Annotated in this window: 11 protein-coding genes and 1 pseudogene; 8 read left to right on the top strand and 4 right to left on the bottom strand. The window is 65.5% G+C overall.

All coding sequences use genetic code 11. The features are described 5' to 3' along the window. Together A5686_RS19065 and A5686_RS19060 are read right to left on the bottom strand one after the other, a co-directional pair. Positions 1 to 991: hypothetical protein (locus A5686_RS19065; RefSeq protein WP_156750136.1), on the bottom strand; the 991-nt coding region annotated here is incomplete at its 3' end. Positions 992 to 1,221: 230 nt separating this feature from the next. Beyond that, positions 1,222 to 2,628: an aldehyde dehydrogenase family protein gene (locus A5686_RS19060; RefSeq protein WP_067937500.1), complete on the bottom strand. Its 1,407-nt coding sequence runs from the start codon at positions 2,626 to 2,628 to the stop codon at positions 1,222 to 1,224. A gap of 214 nt (positions 2,629 to 2,842) precedes the next feature. Between A5686_RS19060 and A5686_RS19055 the strand changes: the two genes are divergently transcribed. Further along, entirely contained in the window at positions 2,843 to 3,763 is a 921-nt protein-coding gene (locus tag A5686_RS19055; protein ID WP_067937498.1) for a YgcG family protein, read from the top strand. On the opposite strand, the gene A5686_RS19050 is transcribed toward A5686_RS19055, so the two are convergent. Both A5686_RS19050 and A5686_RS19045 read right to left on the bottom strand, forming a co-directional pair. Then, positions 3,753 to 4,454 (bottom strand): Type 1 glutamine amidotransferase-like domain-containing protein, encoded by a 702-nt coding sequence (locus tag A5686_RS19050; RefSeq protein WP_067937495.1) that lies wholly within the window; start codon positions 4,452 to 4,454, stop codon positions 3,753 to 3,755. The two genes, A5686_RS19055 and A5686_RS19050, sit on opposite strands and share 11 nt — an antisense overlap. Further along, positions 4,451 to 13,555 (bottom strand): BTAD domain-containing putative transcriptional regulator, encoded by a 9,105-nt coding sequence (locus A5686_RS19045; protein ID WP_067937527.1) that lies wholly within the window; start codon positions 13,553 to 13,555, stop codon positions 4,451 to 4,453. The genes A5686_RS19050 and A5686_RS19045 overlap by 4 nt, the downstream gene beginning before the upstream one ends. Before the next feature lie 239 nt (positions 13,556 to 13,794). On the opposite strand from A5686_RS19045, the gene A5686_RS19040 reads away from it, so the two are divergent. From A5686_RS19040 to A5686_RS19015, 7 genes and pseudogenes are all read left to right on the top strand, one after another. Then, a complete protein-coding gene (locus A5686_RS19040) occupies positions 13,795 to 16,365 on the top strand; it encodes a SpoIIE family protein phosphatase (protein ID WP_067937493.1) in 2,571 nt (856 codons plus the stop codon). Next, positions 16,365 to 16,691 carry an STAS domain-containing protein gene (locus A5686_RS19035; RefSeq protein WP_067937491.1) on the top strand — a complete coding sequence of 109 codons (327 nt, stop codon included), beginning with the start codon at positions 16,365 to 16,367 and terminating at the stop codon, positions 16,689 to 16,691. The genes A5686_RS19040 and A5686_RS19035 overlap by 1 nt, the downstream gene beginning before the upstream one ends. Positions 16,692 to 16,898: 207 nt before the next feature. Then, positions 16,899 to 17,390, top strand: coding sequence for a DUF3060 domain-containing protein (locus A5686_RS19030; protein ID WP_067937489.1), 492 nt, complete (start codon positions 16,899 to 16,901; stop codon positions 17,388 to 17,390). A 76-nt stretch (positions 17,391 to 17,466) separates the two neighbouring features. Next, positions 17,467 to 17,898: a nitroreductase family deazaflavin-dependent oxidoreductase gene (locus tag A5686_RS19025; RefSeq protein ID WP_067937525.1), complete on the top strand. Its 432-nt coding sequence runs from the start codon at positions 17,467 to 17,469 to the stop codon at positions 17,896 to 17,898. 131 nt (positions 17,899 to 18,029) lie between these two features. Next, positions 18,030 to 18,311 carry a hypothetical protein gene (locus tag A5686_RS27695; protein ID WP_197520635.1) on the top strand — a complete coding sequence of 94 codons (282 nt, stop codon included), beginning with the start codon at positions 18,030 to 18,032 and terminating at the stop codon, positions 18,309 to 18,311. Between the two features lie 65 nt (positions 18,312 to 18,376). Further along, positions 18,377 to 18,763: pseudogene (locus A5686_RS19020) on the top strand (SAM-dependent methyltransferase); the annotation flags it as partial. Next, on the top strand, positions 18,760 to 19,395 hold the full coding sequence (locus A5686_RS19015) for a class I SAM-dependent methyltransferase (protein WP_067937487.1): 636 nt from the start codon (positions 18,760 to 18,762) through the stop codon (positions 19,393 to 19,395). The pseudogene A5686_RS19020 and the gene A5686_RS19015, both read left to right, overlap by 4 nt. The last annotated feature ends 56 nt before the right edge of the window (positions 19,396 to 19,451 follow it).

Here is a 19,451-nt window from a genome sequence, read left to right as displayed (position 1 = left end):
CGCCGCCGACAAACAATGCCAACACGCTCAGCGCCACCAAAAACGGTCGGGTTGCCCGCTGCTCACCCGGCGCAGCACCGAAGCCCGCCAGCGATTCGTCGTCGCCGAGAAACGGTGGATAGGCGCCGGTGGCGAACGCACCAGCGGGTTCGCCCGCCTCTGCGGGATCGGCGCTATAAGCCAACGCGGGCGCACCGCGTTCCACGGTGGCAACGCCGTCCGCGAAGCCGAGAGCCACCGCATGCGGAACGGGCGAGCCCGTCGCGGGATCCTGCGCGTAAGCGATCGCTGCGGTCGACGACGAAAACAGCGGCGGATGTGCCGATGCCAGCGCCGCGCCCCTGGCCAACGCCAGCTCCGGCTCTTCCGGTGTGCTCAAGACAAGGGAACTGGCTGCCTGCAATTGCTCCCGGATTGCGGCGATGTCAACACCGTCGCTGCCGACGACTAACAAACCGTCTGGCCGCTGTTCCATCGTCGCGGCATCCGCGGCCATCGCGGTTAAGGCGGTCAACGCTTCATATTCGTCGTCGGGGAGTTCCTGGCGGCGCACACCGGCGACCGAACCGTCGGCACTGTCGACCACAGCCATCGTCGCCGTGGATGGCTCAACAAACAACAACGCGGTGTGCGCGTATCCGGTCGCGCTGCCCACCGTCTGGGTCAACGCGGCCGCGGCCAGAAAGGCCGAGACGAGCATGACTTTCTCGAGCCGCTGACCAGACAGCAACTCTTGCAGGGCGGCGGCCTCGGTGGCGTCGGTCCACGTCACGCCGATCGAAGCCAGCTGGCAACCGCTATCAGCCGCTGCTTCCCGCGTTCCCAGAATCGCCGAGACAACCTGATGCGGCGCCGTCTGATTTGACCGATCTTGAACAGCGGGCACTTCGAACCCGTCGGTGTCGACCGTGGCGCCATCGGCGTTTTCCCCTTCGACCACGACCATATGGACCGCTGTGGGCGTCATCGACACACCGAGTACGGTTTCCACCGCCCCTCCCACCTGGCTTGAAGCGGACCCTGCTCGACATCCAGCGTATCCCTCGTTGCGCCATCCAAACCCAAGCGTCGTCGTCAAGGGTCGAGGCGATGGCCTGGAGGTGACCTCCGGACGCGGCCTCTCACCGTGCGCAACTGCGGTCGGGAAACGCCGCGCGGGTGGGGAGTCGGCTTGGTGGACAAGCGAAATGGTGCTTGCGGGATCCTGCGGCGTCGACCCCGTCAGAGGCCGATGTAGACGGCCTTGGTGTTGAAGTAGGCTTCGATGCCCTTACGGCCGCGCTCGCCGCCCCAACCCGACTGCTTGTGCCCGCTGATCGGCATCGACGGGTCGGCCGCGAGCGAGGAGTTCACCCAAATCTGGCCCGCGCGAAGCTCATTCACGACACGGTGGGCGCGAGACAGGTTCTCGGTCCAGATGGAGCCGGCGAGCCCGTAGTGCGTGTCGTTCGCGGCGGCGATCGCCTCGTCCTCGTCGTCGAACGGGATGACACAGCCGACCGGGCCGAATATCTCCTCTTTGATGAGCCGCATGTCCGGGGTGGTGTTGGTGATGATCGTCGCCTCGTAGAAGTAGCCCTTGCGGTCCAACGGCTTGCCACCGGTGATCACCTGCGCGCCGCCGGCCACGCCGTCGTTGACGATGCCTTCCACGCGTTTGCGCTGCTTCTCGCTGATCAGCGGTCCCAGCACCGAATCGGGGTCATCGCTGCCGCCCATCGGCAGCATCCGCGCGAGTCCGGCGAGGCCCTCGACCACCTGGTCATAGATGCCGCGCTGAACATACATACGCGAGGTGCAGGAGCAGTTCTGCCCCGAGCCGGCGAGCAGTCCCATGCCGGCCCCCATGATCGCCTTGTCCAAGTTGGCGTCGTCGAACATGATCAGCGGTGACTTGCCGCCGAGTTCGAGCGTCAGGCGCTTGAGGTTGCCCGCGGCCGCCTTGACGATCAGCCGCCCGACCTCCGTCGACCCGGTGAAGGAGATCTTGTCGACGTCCGGATGCGCGGTGAGCGCCGCACCGGTGGTCTCGCCGTAGCCGGTGATGACGTTCAGCACACCGTCGGGTAGGCCCGCCTCGCGGAAGATCTCTTCCAACTTCAGCGCGGTGAGCGGCGTTTCCTCGGCGGGCTTGAGAACCGCGCTGCATCCCGCGGCGAGTGCCGGCGCGACCTTGAGCATCGCGACGAAAAACGGCCCGTTCCAAGGGATGATCAGGCCGACGACTCCGACGGGCTCGAGCTGAGTGAAGGTGTGGTAGGTCTCCCACGTGCCGAGCAGGCCGTCGGAGACGAGATTGGCCGACTCACCGTGAATCTTGCCGACCCAGCCGGCGTAGTACTTCAGCATCTCCACCGACACCGGGATGATGTGACGCGCGGCGGTCGTGTTCATGCCGTTGTCTTGTGCCTCGAGCGCGGCGAGCTCCTCGGTACGGTCCTCGATGATGCGCGCGGCGCGGAAGAGGACGTTCGCGCGGTGCGACGCGGGCGCCTTGCGCCAGACCCCCGACTCGAAGGTCTCCCGTGCCCGGGCTACCGCCGCGTCGACCGCCGCCTGGTCGGAATCGGGGACTTCCGCGATCTGCTCCTCGGTAGACGGGTTGAAGACCGCAATGGTGTTACTCAATGTTCCTCATAGCCCTTCACTCGCGGAAATGCTGCCGTCGCGCGAGAGAGGTTACGCGCGTAACCAGAGGGTGTCCAGCACGCCCGGGGGCCCTGCCAGGGACGAGGCGGGGCGGATTCCGCTGGTCAACGAGGTGCTCGCAGCGAGTGCTCAACCCGCCGGGCGGACGCTAGCTACGTCCGCGCCGCCGTGAATTGGCGGCTAGATTACCCCTATGCGGGTTTTTCGCCTGTTCGGCGTAGTCCTGACGATCCTCACAGCGGCGTTGTTGTGGGCAACCCCTGCCGATGCGCAACCGCCGTCCAAGCTCACCGATCGCATCACTGACAGCACCGGGGTGTTGGCGGCGTCCGACCGGGCAGCGGTCAGCGCCGCCATCGACCGGCTCAACCGCGACCGTCACATTCAACTGTGGGTGGTCTACGTCGACAACTTCAACAGGTTCAAACCCGACAACTGGGCCGACCGGACCCGCAGTGCCAGCGCGATGGGCGACCATGACGCGCTGCTGGCCGTGGCCACGAACACCAAATCGTGCGCGTTCAGCGTGCCGCCACAGATCCTCACAGCGGCCGAGTCGAACAAACTGCGAACCACCCAGATTGAACCGGTACTGGGCGCTAAAGACTGGAGCGGTGCTGCGGTCGCCGCGGCCGACGGGTTGGACAAGTCGTCGAGCGCGTCTGAGCCGGCAAGCTCGTCGAAGCCGGTCTGGCCGCTGATCGCGATCGCCGTGATCGTGGTCGTGCTTATCCTCGCGTTCCTCCTGCTGCTGATACTGTTGCGCGCGCGCCGCCGCCGGCGCGCCGCCCGGGGCAGTGGCCAGTTGGACATTGGCGGGGGCGATCATTCGACGCAGCGGGCGTTGTCCACCGCGGAGGCCAGAGTGCGTCAAATCTCCGACTATGTCGCCAGGTATCGCTCCAACATCGGCAGTGAGGCCCAAGCCCGGTTGGACGAGGCGAAACGGCACTTGGCCGCTGCGCACGGCACGGAAACGGGAAACGACACCGATGCCATCGCGTACGCCAACAGGGCATCGACACTGGCCGCTCAAGCGCAGACGCTGGCGAATGCCGACGTCGTGGAAGCCCACCGCACGCCACGACGACGCGGCAAGGCGTCTACCCGCTGACCGGCAGGATCAATTCGGAGCGCACCCCGCCAGCGCTCTCGAACGTCAATCTATGTGCGGGACGGCGCAGGGCCTCGACGTTGCCATCCGGGTGGGCGATAACTCCGCCGCCGGTGGGAATTCCGAGCCCCGTGACAGATCCCTTCAGTGTCTGAATCGCCCGCGAGAGCTGCGCCCACGCGGTCCGCTCGTCGTGCGCGTCGATGACCAGGGGGACCAGATCGAACACGCCGAATAACTCCGTCCCGTCGGTGTCCGAAGTCTCAACGATTCCGTAACGCCCAAGCTGGACGGCACCGGCCGAAATGCCCGCTACGACGGCTCCTTTGGTGTGCCGGTCAAGGATCACCTCTGTCATGCCGGTTTCCTCGAACGTGTTCCAGCCGAGTCGCGCATCGCCGCCCGCGAGGACGATCAAGCGGGCTCGCTCCAGGAATGCGCGGTCGTCCGGGCCGAAGGACGAATCGATCATCCGACGCTCGGTGATTCCCACGGCATCGATTGCGGCTTCGAAGATTTCGTAGAACTCGGGACGATCCCCGTTGGAGGCGCCGATGTAGGCGGCGCTCAGCGGCGCGTCCTGAGCCAATCCATCGAGGGCGGTTTCGAGCAGCAGTCTGCCGTCACGCCTCCAGAACAGCAGCTGACTGTCCGCCAGCAGATAGAGCGGCTGCCGTTGTGGCGCCGTCACTTCGGTTGAGCTTCGCCGGTGAGTTCATCGAACCTCGCGAGCGCCGCGTCGAGGTCCGCCTCGTCGAAGACCTCGCAGCGGTTGATCAGGTCACCGTCCAGAGTCAGAACGTTAGCCTCGAGCCACTCGGCGTCGAAGCCGTCCGGCGACGTCCCATGCGTCGACTGGGTGACGACTGCTCCAAGGTTGCTCAGCCGATGCACCGCATCGACGTAGATCTTGGCTTGCGGCATCACCTGCCATGTGGCATGGATGTAGGGAACCAGGTCGCCGGGCGAAAACGCTCGCCCTCGCCGGTGGTCAACATTCACCCAGCCGGGTGTGGTCGCGGGAAGCTTGTGTTCGTTGAACGCGGCGAAACCCCGCAACAGAGTCGACCACGTATGCGCATAGGCGACCGCTTCTCCTGCCAGGTAACGTGTTTCGAGTTCAGCGAAGGCGGTTTCGAAGTCGTCGGGGTCGAAAATGACGACAGCCACACATTGGTTGCGGTCGTTGACCTGCACGACGGAAAGCGCCGCAGCTTGGAAGGCTGCGGGCAGCGAATCTTGGCTTACGAAGGTGAAACGGAAGAGCGCGAGGCGCTCTCCCCGGATCGCGACGACCGCCGCTCGCATATCAGAAGTCCAAACCTCGGCGGTGGCATGCCAATTCGCCATCTCGACCTCGCGACCGCGTCGGATTCCGGCGTTTATGCCCCGACGGCGGTCGTCCGAGCAAAAGTCTTCATCGATCAGCTCTGCCATGGCATCCCAGTCGCGAGCCGTAAAGTCCGCCAGGAACTGCTCGATCACCCGGGTCGCGGCATTGTCCAGCCGCGATGGCGGCCGGGTGAGCTCGTCGAGCCGCGCGTTCGCGGCGTCTAAATCGGTCTCGTCGAACACCTCACAGCGAGTGAGTCGGTCGCCATCGACAACGAGAAGCATGAGCATGCGCCATTCGACGCTTAAGCCGTCCGGCGAGGACCCGTGTGCGCAGTTGGTGATCACCGCGCCACAACTGTTGATTTGGTGAACGGTTTCGATGTGGACTTTGAAATCCGGGGTGAGATCGAAGAGGGTGTGAATGGCTGAAGTCATGTCGCCGGCGGCGAATGGTGTGCCTCGTCGATGGTCGATGGTCACCCAGTCCGCGGCGGGATATTCGTGCCGGTTGAACATCGCGTGTACGCCGGCAATCACCGACCACGTGTCTGAATGAGCGGCCGCTTCGCCAGCGATGTATCGGGCCTCCAGTTCGTCAAATGCCGCGTCAATGTCGTTCAGGTCGAACACGATGCGTGCTACGGCGCGGCCTTCGGTGTCGAGCTCCAGAATGTCCAAATCGATGGAGTGGAACCCATCGGGTCCTTGGCCGCGCGCGGTGGTTCGGAGGCGACTGAGGACAAGCCGCTCGCCGCGGGTCGCGACGATTTCTGATGTCAGGTCGATTCCGGCGTCATCCAGCCCCGCGATTTCGGCGATCACAGCGGCCGGCCCTTCTCGGACGCCGGAATTGATCACGTGACGACGGTCGTCACTCCAAACGTTGTCGCCCATCAGTTCGGTTACCGCGCGCCAGTCGCGAGCCGCATAGTACGACTTGAATTGCTCATACAGCCGGCTTGCCGCATTTTCCGGATGTCGTCGCGCCGGCGCCTGCATTGCCTCAAAGCGGTCAAGGGCAGCCGACAGGTCCGGCTCGTCGAAGACTTCCAGGCGGTCGATCAGGTCACCTTCGATCGTCAGCAGACTCACCACTCGCCACTCGGCGTGAAAGCCCTCATCCGAGGTTTCCTGTGACACAGAGGTGACCACAGCGCCGAGGTCATTCAGCCGGTGCACCGCCTCGACGGAATTGCTCAAGTCGGGTGTGGCATTCCAATTGGCCAGTAGCGCAGACCCCTCACCGGGCGCAAACGATATTCCTCGCCGGTGATCGACGTTCGACCAGTCGACTGTCGTCAGCGGATGCTCACGCCGATTGAGCGCGGCGTAGGCGCGAGTGATCACCGACCAGGTATGGGCATGAGGTGCGGCTTCGCCTGCGATGTAGCGTTTTTCGAGTTCCTCGGTGGCGTCGTCGATGTCATCGGTGTCGAACACGACCCGGGCTGCGATCCGGTTTTCGGCATCGACCTCGACGAGACCGAGCACCTCGCTGTGGAAAGCCTTCGGCCCGTGCTCGGGGCCCAAGAACCGGGTTCGTGCGAGCAGAAGGCGCTCACCTCGGATCGCGATGACGTCGGGCACCATGTTCCTGATGCCGACATCAGCCCACGCCCGCATATTTGCGATATCGACGTCTCGACCCACTTGGACTCCCGCGCCCACGACTCGACGACGATCGTCACTCGAAAAGTCGTCGGCGGTCATTTCGGCGATCGCGCCCCAGTCGCGTGCCGCGAAGTATGCCAGGAAGCGGTCGCTGATTTTGCTTGCTTGATTTTCCAGTCGTCGCGTTCGTGGCTGCAGCTGATCGAACCTAGCGAGGGCAGCCTCGAGATCTGACTCGTCGAAAAGCTCGCAGCGGTTGACCATGTCGCCTTCGAATGTGACCAAAATGAGTTCCCGCCACTCGGCGTTGAAACCCTCTTGCGAGCTTCCGCGCACCACGTGGGTGACGACGGCACCGAAGCTGTCCAGCCGATGCACCGCCTCGACGTAGCCCTTGACGTCGGGTGCGATTTCCCACGTGGCGTGCAAGTATGCAGTCAGTTCACCGGGGGCGAATGCTCTCGCTCGTCGGTGATCGACATTCGCGCAGTCGGACGTCAATCGGAGGTGTTGGCTGTTCGCTGCGGCATACGTCTCTACTACGACCGACCACGAATGTGAGTAAGGTGCGGCTTCGCCTGCACCATAACGAGAATCGAGTTCGGCGATGGCGGCATCGAAATCGTCAATGTCGAAGACGACGACTGCAGCGATTCTCTCGCCCGCGTCCATTTCGACAACCTGAAGGACGTCGACCTGAACCGCCTCGTCGTCGCTCGCCCCGTGGAAGCGCATCAAGATAAGGCGTTCACCCCGGGTGGCAATGCTTGTCGACGCGATCTTCGTCAGCAACCCGACGTCTGTGGCCGCCCGTAGGTCTTCGATCGCGGCCTTCCGACCGCGCCGGACCCCGGCATTCACCACCCGACGGCGATCGTCGTGGTGGTAATCCTCGGCGAACCAAATGCCTGCCGCGTCCCAATCGCGATCCGCGAATAGCGCCTGGACGCGCTTGTACACGCGGCTTACCGCGTTGTCCAGTTGCGGCGCCGGCCGGGTCAGTTGTTCGAATTTGGCGATCGCGGCGTCGAGATCCGATTCGTCGAAAACCTCTGTGCGGTTGATCATGTCGCCGCCGACCGTGAAAACGGCAATCCCGCGCCACTCTGCGAGCAAGCCCTCTTTCGAGGTCTCGTGCGCCGCATAGGTGACGACCGCGGCCACGTCGCTCAGCCGATGCACTTGCTCGACATAGACGTTGATTCTTTGCTCGGAATCCAATCCCGCGCTGATGTATGCGTTCACATCGCCGGGCCCGAACGCGGTCTCCCGTCGATGGTCGATGTTGACGCAGTCCGGCCTGGTCATCGGCAACTCGTGCTTGTTGAGCGCGGCATAACTAGCCGCGACGACGGACCACGTTTGCGCGTGGGTGGCCCCTTCGCCGCTGAGGTATTGAGCGTCCAGCTCGGCGATGGCGGCGTCGAAGTCCTCTGGGTCGTACGAGACGACGGTCGCGATTCGGTTGTCGGCGTCAACCTCCACGACGTGGAGGGCCTCGTTTCGGATCGACTCGGGGTCGGGGCCGGAGGCGCGACTTCGCGCGAGCACCAGACGTTCTCCGCGGATCGCAATCGCGTTCACCATCGAGATCGTGAATCCGACTTCCGCGGCCGCTCGAAGGTCTCTGATCACGTCATGTCGACCGTGCTGGGTTTCGGCGCCGACGATTCGTCGGTGATCGATTCCGACGTAGTTGTCGGCGACCGTCTGCGCCATGGTATCCCAGTCGCGAGCCGCGAAGTGCGACCACACGTGCTCGAATACGTGCGCGGCCGTGTTTTTTAATCGCGGTGCCGGCCGGCTGAGTTGTTCGAATCTTGCGATCGCGGAGTCGAGGTCGGCGTCGTCGAACATCTCGCAGCGGTTGACCATGTCGCCCTGGACCGTCGAAAGGGCAAGGTGCCGCCATTCGGCGTCGAAGCCCTCATGCGAAACGCCATGCGACGCAGCGCTGCAGACCGCTCCGAGATCGGTCAACCGGTGCACAACCGCGACGTACGGTCGGATCTCTTGCCCGATGTCCCACCCGGCACGGATGTATGCGGGAAGCTCACCGGGCGCAAACGCAGTGGTCCGTCGATGGTCCATAGTCACGCAATCAGATGTCAGCGCGGGGAATTCGTGCCGCCTGATCGAGGCGTAAGTTCCCGCGATCACCGACCACGTGTGCGCGTGCGGCCCCGCTTCGCCAGCGAGATACCGGGCATCGAGTTCGGCGATGGCAGCGTCGAAGTCGTCGAGGTCGAACGCGGCCATCGCCGCGATCCGGTCGTCGGCGTCGAGTTCGACGATTTGGAGGAAGTCGACGCGGAATGTCTCCGATTCCAAGGTGCTTCGCGCGTAGTGGGCACGGGTGAGGGCCAGGCGCGCCCCACGGGTTGCAATGGTCTCCGAACCCGCATCCGTCACGTGTATGTCGGCGGCCGACCGGTAGTCTTCGATCGCAGCATCCGGGCCGGGTCGGATCCCGGAACCTACCACCGAACGACGATCGTCGCCGCAGTAGTCGTCGGTGAGGAGCTGGGTTATCGCGTCCCAGTCGCGGGCTTTGAAATACGCGTGCAGGCGCTCGTATGCGCGCGTCGCGGCATTTTCCAGCTGAAGCGTTTGCGAATGCTCGTGCTCGAGTCGAGCGTAGGCCGCGTCGAGTTCGGCCATCGCGGCGTCCATGTCTTCGACGTCGAACCACACCTGTCGCACGACTTGGCCATTCTCGTCGATGGCGTATAGCTGCAGAAGCTCGTCGTGCGGCGCTCCGGGACTCTCGTCGACAGCGCTCGTGATCAATCGAGACAGAGCCAGCCGCTCGCCTCGCGCAGCGATCATGACATGGTCGATACGCGTGACGCCGGCTTCGAGATCACGCCTCATCTCACGTCGCACCGCGTCCGATGGGAGGGCCACGCCGACGATCTTCCGCCGATTCTCGATCGAGACATTTGGTGCGAACAGCCGCTCGAACTCATCCCAGTCCTTGCGACGAACAGCGGCCATGACGCGTTCACCCACTCGCACGCATTCGCTGTCCAGCTCGACAACGGGCGCAACGGGGGGAGCCGGGGTAGGCGGCTGAGCCGGCTCGCCGAGAATTTGCCGCGCCATGTCCACCAGCGCGGCAGCGCCTTTCCGCTCATACAAATCGATCGCTTGCTCGGCGGCGGCGCGCGCTCCCGCGACGTCACCGGCGGCGCCTAGAACCGTCGCCAGCGTCAGGCATGCGTCGCCGTGATCGACCAGTGCGTCGGTGCGTTCGGCCAGACTGACCGCTTCCTCGGCGACCCGTCGAGCCGCTTGGAAATCATCTTTGCGCGCCAGCAGGTGTGCCCGAAGCGTCCGCCAGGCGATCGACGCCTTGAGTGCGTGGCCGGCGAGACGCTCACTCTCCGCGCACAATTCGCCCGCCTCGTCCTCGCGGTCTAGAGCTAGACATGCGCGGCCCAACAGCGCGGCGGTTTCGGCGGTGTCGGCGTCCAGCCCCATCCGGCGAAAGCCGTTGCAGGCCTTGCGCAGATGCGGCTCCGCGGCGGCAGCATCGTTTCCGATGAGTTCGACGATGCCGGCGAATTGGTCAACTTCCAGCAGCGCGTGGCGCAGGCCGAGCTCGGTGAGGGTGCGGCGGGCCGAGTCGATCATGCGCCGGGCGGCAGGCGTACGGCCGCGGAACGCCTCCAACACGGCTTGGCACCGCGTGGAGGTGGCCTCCACGGCGGGGGAGTCGGTCGTGATACGCAGCAGCCGGACCACGTCAAGACACCTTCCACCCGCGCGCGGAACCGGATTGGGGCCCCACAGCGCCGCGAGCGGAGCACCGGCCAATACGGCGTTCACCCGGCGGTGTTCACGCGCCCGCCGCGCCGCCGTGAGGGCATCGTCCAGGGCAATTTCGCAATCGCCGATCCGCCCAAGACGGTTGAGGCAACCCGCGCGAACGGTGTGCGCCTTGGCTTCTCCTGCGGCGTCGTCCAGTTCGGCCAGCTTGGTGGCGGCCGCCCCCAAGGCGACTTCGACGTCGTCCAATCGCTCGGGGTGAATCAACATCGACAATTGGCCTTCGAAGCATGTCGCCCACGCTGCTAGCCGGGCCGAATCCGTTGCCGCGGCTTGTAATCGAGAGACCGCACCGACCGCGGAAACCACGTCGCCCGCGGCTAGCAAAGCCTCGCAGCGCGCAACCAATAGTTCAACGGTCTGGTCGTCGCGGTCGGGAAGCTCGTCGTCAATGTCCTCGAGCGCGTGCAGCGCGTGATCGTAAAGGTCGGCGGCACCCTCGTAGGCGAGTCGCGCCATCGCCTGGTCAGCGGCACGCCGGCAGTAGAAGGCGGCCTTGGCCGCGTTTCCCGCCCAAGCGCATTCGAAATAGTGGTGGGCCAGTTCGGCCAGCAGCTCATCGTCGGCGCCGGGCAGCGTCTCGAGTGTCGTGGCGATGCGCTGGTGCAGTCGCATGCGGCGCACGGACGCCAGCTCGGCGAGCAATGATTGGCGGACGATGGCGTGGTTGAACCGGAAGTACCCGCCGGGCTCTTCGATGACGATGCCGGCCTGGCGTGCTTCGTCGAACGCGTCGATGAGGTCACTTCCTACCACCCGCTCTACCAGCTCCAGAGCAAACCGGCTGCCGACGACCGCGGCCGCGGCAAGGGCCTTGTTGGTATCGGCGGGGAGTCGAGAAAGCCTGCGGCTCACTGCTTCCCGCACACCTTGGGGCAGGGTGCTCTGGTCCCACACGCCGCCACTCTCATCGACATGGCGCAAGGCCTCAATGAGGAAGAAGGGGTTACCGCCTGTGACAGAGGCCAATGCGTGGGCGAGTTCGTCGTCGTCGTATCCCGCCTCCGCGACATAGGCCGTCACGTCGTCTTCGCCGAGCCCGCTGAGCGTTAGCCGGTCGGCCGTCCCGTCGCGGTGCAGGTCGGCGAGCGTCGCGGCGAGGGGATGCGAGCGGTCGAGGTCGGTGCTGCGGTAGGTGCCGACGACTTGCACGCGGGCATGGTCGCCGAATCGCAGCAGATGCCGCAACAAGAGCAGCGTCGGTTTGGCTGCCCAGTGCAGATCGTCGACGATCATCACCACCGGCGCGCTCTCGGAAGCGGTTTCCAGCAGCGCGACGACGGCATCGAACAGGGCGTAGCGCTCGGTGTCGGGGTCGGCGTGTGCCGGGGACGTGAGGTCGGGGAGGATGTCGGCCAACCCGGGCACGATTGACAGCAACGCTTCGACGCCGCGCAGCCCTCTGAGCCGGTCAGCGCCCACGCACGGTGCTAGCGAACGCAGCGCTTCGGCGAACGGCTGATAAGGGGCCCCGAGATCTTCGTCGCACCGGCCGTACAGCACGACCGCTCCTTGCGCGTAAGCCTGTTGCGCCCATTCACCGGCCAGGCGCGTCTTGCCGACGCCGGGTTCGCCGGCGATCAATACCGCACGCACACCACCGGCGAGCGCCGTCTGCCACGCCGAAAGCAGCCCTTCGAGTTCGCGGCCACGACCTACGAATGGACCCGCGCCGACGAGTACGGCCGGGACGTTGGGCCGCTCCATCGGCGGTACGGGCGCCTGCGATTGCGGTTGGTCCGCACCGGTCTCCAATCGCAATTCGAAAACATGCTCGGGCCGCGCGAGGTTTTTCAGTTGACGCATCCCGAGGTCGGTGAGCATGACATCATCGGCCAGCGAGTCGATGACGAGCTCGGCGGTGGCACCGGAGCACAGGATTTGGCCGCCCTCGGCCAGGGACCTCAATCGCGCGACCCGGTTGACCGCTCGGCCGAAGTAATCGCCGTCGCGAAGCTCGACCTCGCCGGTGTGCAGCGCCATGCGGACACGGATGGGGTCCGGCGACCCCCACGGCTCGTGGGCAATCGCGTCCTGCAGCTCGATTGCCGCCGCGACGCCCGCGGAAGGTCGGTCGAAGACCGAAAATGTCGCGTCACCCTCCCCGCGGGTCTTTATCAGCCGACCGCCACGTGACGTGACGACCTGTTCGACCAGCTCATCGTGGCGTGCCAGCGCCACCGCCATGGCATCGGCATCCGCCTCCCACGCCGCCGTCGACCCCTCGATGTCCGTGAGCAAGAATGTGACGGCGCGCATCACCGACGGAACATGTTGTGTTACAGCGATATCCAGCGAGGCGTCCTGAGTGACGATCGCGGCCTCGAGCCGGCGAAGTTCTGGCCCAGGATCGACCCCCAGGTCGTCGGCGAGCAGCGATCGAGCCCGTTGATAGGCACCGAGGGCCTCACCTTGCCGGCCGGCGCGGTACAGGGCGAGCATCAGCTGACCCCATCGCCTCTCCCGCAGCGGAGCGTCAGCCACCGCTCCCTCGAGATCACCGATGACTTCCGCGGCGCGACCGGTATCCAGCAGCGCGTCGGCTCGCTCCTCGACCAGCGCGGCGTGGCTCTCGATCCATCGCGTCTTTTCAGACGTGCCGCGCCGACCGTCGGGCAGTTCGGGAATTCCGCGCCAGAGGGCAAGGGCCTCCTCGAACCGGGCCAACGCCTGGCTCGTGTCGCCCGCCGTGGCGGCCTCGCGTCCCAGCCGGGCCGCCGCCTTGTAGCGCGCGGCATCAACCTCGCTTTCGGCGAGAATCCAACCCGCCCCCTGGGTCACCACGAAGCCGTCGCCGAGGGTGCGACGCAGCGAAGAGATGTGGGTCTGCAGGGCCTTGGCGGCGGTGCGCGGCGGATCCTGGCCCCAGAGCAGCTCTACGAGCGTGTCCGCTGGCACGACGGAACCGCTGTGCAATCCGAGCATCGTGAGAATGGCGCGGGGTTTCGCGCCCGGTATGACGACGGACGCTCCGCCTCGCCGGACCTGGAGAGGTCCCAAAACGCCCAGTTCCACCGATGAAAGCGTACTCACGTCAGCTATCTTCGGCGGCACAATTCAATACCTGGTCAAGATCGGGTAAAGCCCCGCTGCCTGCAGTTCATTGAGTGCCAGCAACGCTGCATGACCTCGGTGGATGGCGGCCAGCTATTGAGCCGGTGCTCGCCCATCAGTGGCTGAAACGGCCGCCGTGGCGCTGGACCCATCCAGATACCGAACAGTCGCGTTCGCCCGACCGTTTACCGTTGGTATCTATGGACAGCGACCAGGGCGAGTCCGCTTTCACCTGGCAGGGCCGGCGCGACCTGGCGAGCCGGATGCATGATCAGCTCGACGAGCTGGTGGCGGCGCGCGACCAGATGGAACAACTCGTGCGGGTCATCGTCGAGATCGGCTCCGATCTGGACCTGGACGTGACGCTGCGTCGAGTCCTCGATGCCGCGATGGAGCTGACCGAAGCCCGCTACGCCGCCCTGGGTATCCGCGCCCCCGACGGGGCGCTCGTGTCTTTCGTGCATTCCGGAATCGACGTTGAGACCGCCCGGCGGCTTGGCGATCTTCCGGTGGGCGATGGCATGCGCATCGATGATCTGAGCACCCATCCGGCCACCGCCGACCTGGCCGGACACGAACCGCCGATGCATGCGCTGCTCGGCATCCCGATTACCGTGCGGGCGGCCAACTTCGGCAGCCTGTACCTGGCCGACGACCGGCCAGGCCGGGTCTTCTCCGACACGCAGGAAGGCGCCGTGCGCGCCATGGCCACGGCGGCGGCCGCCGCCATCGACAACGCGCGGCTCTTCGAGCGCGAACGCGAAGCGGCGAAATGGACTAGGGCCAGCCGCGAGATCACCACCGCGTTGCTGTCCGGTGACCCGCAGACCGGGCCGTTGCAGCTCATCGTCAACCGCGCGCTGGAGCTGGCCGGCGCTGAGCAGGCCATCCTGCTGGTGCCCAGGGAGGCCGATTTGCCCGTCGACCAGGTCGACACTCTGGTTGTCGCGGCGACCGCGGGCCGGTATTCCTCGGAGGTAATCGGACGACAAGTTCCGATGGACGGTTCGACCACCGGGGGCGTGGCCCGCCGCGGCATCCCGCTGATCACCGATTCCTTTCAATACCCGATCGAGGGCTTCACCGACGTCGGCGAACGCTCCGCGATCGTCATGCCGCTGATCGCGGACGAAGTCGTGCTCGGAGTCATCGCCGTCGCACGTGACCCGCACCAGCCCGCGTTCGGTAACGATTACCTCGACCTGGTCAGTGACTTCGCAAGGCACGCGGCGATCGCCTTGGCGTTGGCGGCGGGCCGCGAACACGCGCTCAACCAGGAATTGGCCCAAGCCGACACCGTCGATGACGCGGTGCGGGCCGCCGCCGAGGAACTGCGCCGGCTCTGGCGGGCGCGGCGCGTTCTGGCCGTCACCTTCCCGAGCCAAAGTCCCTCCACCGGAACCGTTTTCGGCGCACCGCGGGTGGTATCGGTGGGCGAGTCTGCGCAGTGGGACGATTTGCCGCCGCCCATGCAGGAGGTGCTCGGCGCTTTGCGCGACGGCGACCTGCTCACCCCCCATGCGGCGCAGCCCGGAACCGCGGGCATTGCGCTGCAGCACCCCGAAGGCGTGCTGGTCGTATGGATGGACCTGATCGCCCAGCGCCCATTCACCCTCGAGGACCAGACCTTGCTCACCGTCCTGGCCGCCCGCCTCGGCCAAGGTTTGCAGCGGGTGTACCAGGTAGATCAGCAGCGCGAGACCGCGCTGGCGCTGCAGCACGCGATCCTGGGCCCCTCCGATCTGCCCGACGGTTTCGCTGTGCGTTATCAGGCCGCGACTCGGCCCCTCCAGGTCGGCGGTGACTGGTACGACATCGTCGAGCTGGACGATGGACGCATCGCGTTGATCGTCGGCGACTGCGTCGGCCATGGCCTGGCCGCCGCCAGCGTGATGGGCCAGGTACGCAGTGCCTGCCGCGCGCTGCTGTTCGAAAACCCAAGTCCCGGTGCGGCTCTCGCGGGGATGGACCGCTTTGCCGCGCGGCTGCCCGGCGCGCAGTGCACCACCGCGGTGTGTGCGGTGCTTACCCCCGAGACGGGTGAATTGGTCTACTCGAGTGCCGGTCATCCGCCGCCCATCCTGGTACATGGAGACGGCAGCACCGAGATTCTCGACGATGGCCACACGATCGCCTTGGGGATACGAGGAAACTGGATTCGCCCGGAAGCCCGTGTCACCATCCCGGCACGTTCGACGCTGTTGCTCTACACCGACGGCCTAGTCGAACGTCGCCGGGTTCCGCTCGACCATGGCATCTCCCGCGTCGCGGCCGTCGCGCAGGATTCCCGCGCCTTGAGACTGGAGGACGTGGCGAACCAGGTCATGTCCCGTCTCGCGCCGCACAGCGGATACCAGGACGACGTTGTGCTGCTGCTCTACCGCCACCCGGCCCCGTTGGAGCTGACGTTTCCCGCAGACGTCAGCCAACTCGCGCCCACCCGTACTGCCCTGCGCAACTGGTTGACCCGGGCCCGGTTGGACCCCGATCAAGCCCTGAACGTGCTCGTCGCCGCCGGGGAAGCCGTCGCGAATGCCATCGAGCACGGTCATCGCCATAGACCGCAGGGCACAATTCGTCTGGGCGCGATCGCACTCGGTGACGAGCTCGAGTTGACCATCACCGACACCGGCTCGTGGAAGGCTCCGCAACCGGCTTCGTATCCTCATCGCGGCCGGGGCATCCCGCTGATGCGAAGCCTCATGCGCGATGTCGACATACGTCCGGATACCGATGGCACCACCGTCCATCTATCTACGAGGATCATCTGATGACCACCCCGCTCACGCTCGACACCGCGCGCGGCAGCGACGGGAAATTCGTGCTGGTCGCCGCAGGGGAAATCGACCTGAGCAATATCGACGCGTTCAGTCAGGCCTTGGCCAGCGCCGCGACCGAGGCCACCGGCGGCGACGGAGCGTTGCTCGTCGACCTCAGCGCGGTGGAGTACCTGGACAGCGCGGCCATCAATGCCTTGGCCGCTAACGCCGATCGGATCGAGCTGGTCGCGCACCCCGTCCTGATCCCAGTCCTCAAGGTCAGCGGCCTCACCGAACTGACCACCATCGAACCCGCAGCGCCGACAGCGGGGCAGTGACACACCGGCGAAAGTCATGTTCGCCGCTTGGTGATTTTTGCCCGTACGCGGAGTGCGTTGCCGGGATGCCGCGCTCACAGGCAGCGGTGACGCGTTGCGGCCAGCTGGCTGACCAGCTTTGGTGGATCGCTGTCGGGTTCACAAGCACGGCGGAGACGCGCTAGCGTTAACGCCTCACAGTGGGCCAATTCGAAGGACTGAATCTATATGTCCGCGATGATGATTCGGGCACCCTTCATTGCGGCGACGGTAATCCTCGGCGGGGCTGCCGGCGCGGCGCCGGGCGACCATGCGCCGATAGCGGGCATCGTGCTGATGGGGGGTGCCGCGACTTCGCCCGCGGGGGTGGTCGCTTCCCCGGTGGGACGCTGGCCTGCGCCCCTTGACGTCGCACCCGCAAAAATCGACAAGAGCGTCGCGACCGTCGCCTATGACTGCGGGAATCAGTCTCCGATCAATGTCGTGAGCATCGACTCCAACGTCACCTTGACCGGGTCGTGTGGCGAGGTCGATGTCAGCGGCTCTGCTAACACGGTGAACCTGCAGACGGTCGCCATCATCAAGGCCAGCGGTTCGGGCAACCACATCACCTGGCAGCAAGGGCCGGGTGGAGCGTTTCCGCAAATCAGCAACCCGAGCGGGAGCAACAGCATCGTGGGCCCCGCCGGCATACAAGCGCTGCCGGCCAGCGGCGGGTGAGAGTCGAATAATCTTGCCGCACAGCCTAAGTCCAGCGACGGTGGCGGACAGTCGCGCAGCGTGCCACGATGGCGAGATGGCTGACGACGCGTTGAGCCCGGAACGGGAGTTCAACGAGCAGAACATCGAAGAGTTCCGCCGCAATGGCGGAAAAGTCGGCGGGCAATTCGAGGGTTTCCCGCTGCTGCTGCTGACTTCGACTGGTGCGCGAAGCGGCGCCCAACGGGTCAACCCGGTCGCCTACTTCGATATCGACGGCAAAATTTATGTCGTCGGCTCCGCGGCGGGCCGGGACAACAACCCCAGCTGGGTACACAACATTCGCGCCAACCCTCGCGTGTCTGTCGAGATCGGCTCGGAACCCGCGAAGCCCGCGACCGCGCGCGAATTGTCGCGTGACCAACGGGATTCGATCTATCCGGTGGTGGTCGAGCGCGCCCCCGGGTTCGGCGAATATCAGCAACGCACCGATCGGCTCATCCCGGTCTTCGAATTGGTCACCGACTGAAGACACGGCACGCCAACGGCGTCCATGCCCGCCAATCGAGCACCTCAACGGGTTTATTGCCGCACAATGATGGGCGCGGGTGTTGGGCCGGATGCGACCATCACGCCCCGAACGATGAAGTGAGGTCGGCGATGAGACATTACCTGCGGAGTTGTGTGATCGGCGCGGTGGCTTTCGCGTTGGCCGGGTTGCCGGTGACGGTGCTCACCACGTCGGCGATCAGCCGCGCCGACGGCGAATGCGCCCCCGGTTGGGGCTGGAGCGTCGATCTGAATGAGTGTGTGTTCTTGGCCCCGCTCGCTAACGGCCCGGGCGGACCCGGGGGCCCGGGTGGACCCGGGGGACCGGGTGGACCTGGTGGGCCCGGGGGACCGGCGGGACCGGCGGGCCCCGGACACCCCGGACCGCGCTAGGAATCCGCCATCCGGCGGCAACGCGACATTCGGCCGGCGAACCAGCTGGGCGCCGGCACATGGGAACCGCGGAGGGACTCTTCGGGTATTTGCCGCCGGAGGCGCAAGATCGTCTGTTGGACAACATCACCGCACTCAGCGCGGACGGCAGCAGGCTGGCGTGCGAAGCTATTCCGGACATGTCAGAGGTAGACACCGAGAAAGCCCACGAGATGATGAGCAGGGCCACCGCGAAGTGGCGAGAGCACGGCTTCGACCTGGAATTCGGCGAGCTCGGCTACCAGGGCGAGCGCAACGACGTCGCCGTCTATCTGGACAACCTGGGTTGGCGTTCGGACAGCATCCGGATGAGTGAGCTGTTGGCCGAATCCGGTCTCGATGCGATTCCGCAGACCAACGACTCCGTATCGGTGGCCGACACCATCTACTACGCCTCGGTGCTGAGCAGATGACCGCCCCGCAGCGACGAGGGCTCAACAACGCCGTCACGCGGATGTGGAGTTTCCTCGCGCCGGCTTACGATCTGCCCTTCTTGCAACGGTGGGTATACCGACCGCCGCACAACGAGGTGATTGCCCAGCTGCGCAACCATGGCGCCCGCAAGATCGCTGATATAGCCTGCGGCACAGGCATCTTGACCGACCGAATCGAGCGTGAACTACACCCCGACGAGATCTACGGCGTCGACATGTCCGACGGCATGCTCGGCCAGGCTCGTGCCCGATCGGATCGGGTGCACTGGATGCGCGGTCCGGCCGAGCGGCTTCCGTTCGACGACGGCGCCCTCGATGCGGTCGTGACGACCTCGGCCTTCCACTTCTTCGATCAACCGGCGGCGTTGCGTGAATTCCACCGTGTGCTGGCTCCGGGCGGTCTGGTGGCCGTCTCGGCGCTGAGCACGAGGCAACCGCGGCTGCAGTCATCCGCGAACTCTCGATGGAAGCCCCAGCACAACACGTCCGCGCCCGAGATGCGGACGTTGTTCGAGGAGGCCGGCTTCGTCATCACGGACCAATATCGGATCCCGCGACCTGTGTGGACGGCGCTGGTGTCCGACTTGCTGACGGTCGGCACCAAAAGTTAGAGCCGGCATGGGGCGTGAAGCCGCTCGGCGCCATCGCATATAGCGACAACGCCCGC

The organism is Mycobacterium sp. E2479 (genome assembly GCF_001667925.1).
Lineage (GTDB): Bacteria > Actinomycetota > Actinomycetes > Mycobacteriales > Mycobacteriaceae > Mycobacterium.
The sequence above is the reverse complement of the archived record's forward strand: the minus strand, read 5'-3'. Positions and strand labels throughout refer to the sequence as shown.

Coding starts and splice junctions, on each gene's coding strand:
- A5686_RS27695 (WP_197520635.1), top strand. CDS start 18,030: ATGAGACATTACCTGCGGAGTTGTGTGATCGGCGCGGTGGCTTTCGCG.
- A5686_RS19030 (WP_067937489.1), top strand. CDS start 16,899: ATGTCCGCGATGATGATTCGGGCACCCTTCATTGCGGCGACGGTAATC.
- A5686_RS19035 (WP_067937491.1), top strand. CDS start 16,365: ATGACCACCCCGCTCACGCTCGACACCGCGCGCGGCAGCGACGGGAAA.
- A5686_RS19015 (WP_067937487.1), top strand. CDS start 18,760: ATGACCGCCCCGCAGCGACGAGGGCTCAACAACGCCGTCACGCGGATG.
- A5686_RS19055 (WP_067937498.1), top strand. CDS start 2,843: ATGCGGGTTTTTCGCCTGTTCGGCGTAGTCCTGACGATCCTCACAGCG.
- A5686_RS19025 (WP_067937525.1), top strand. CDS start 17,467: ATGGCTGACGACGCGTTGAGCCCGGAACGGGAGTTCAACGAGCAGAAC.
- A5686_RS19040 (WP_067937493.1), top strand. CDS start 13,795: ATGGACAGCGACCAGGGCGAGTCCGCTTTCACCTGGCAGGGCCGGCGC.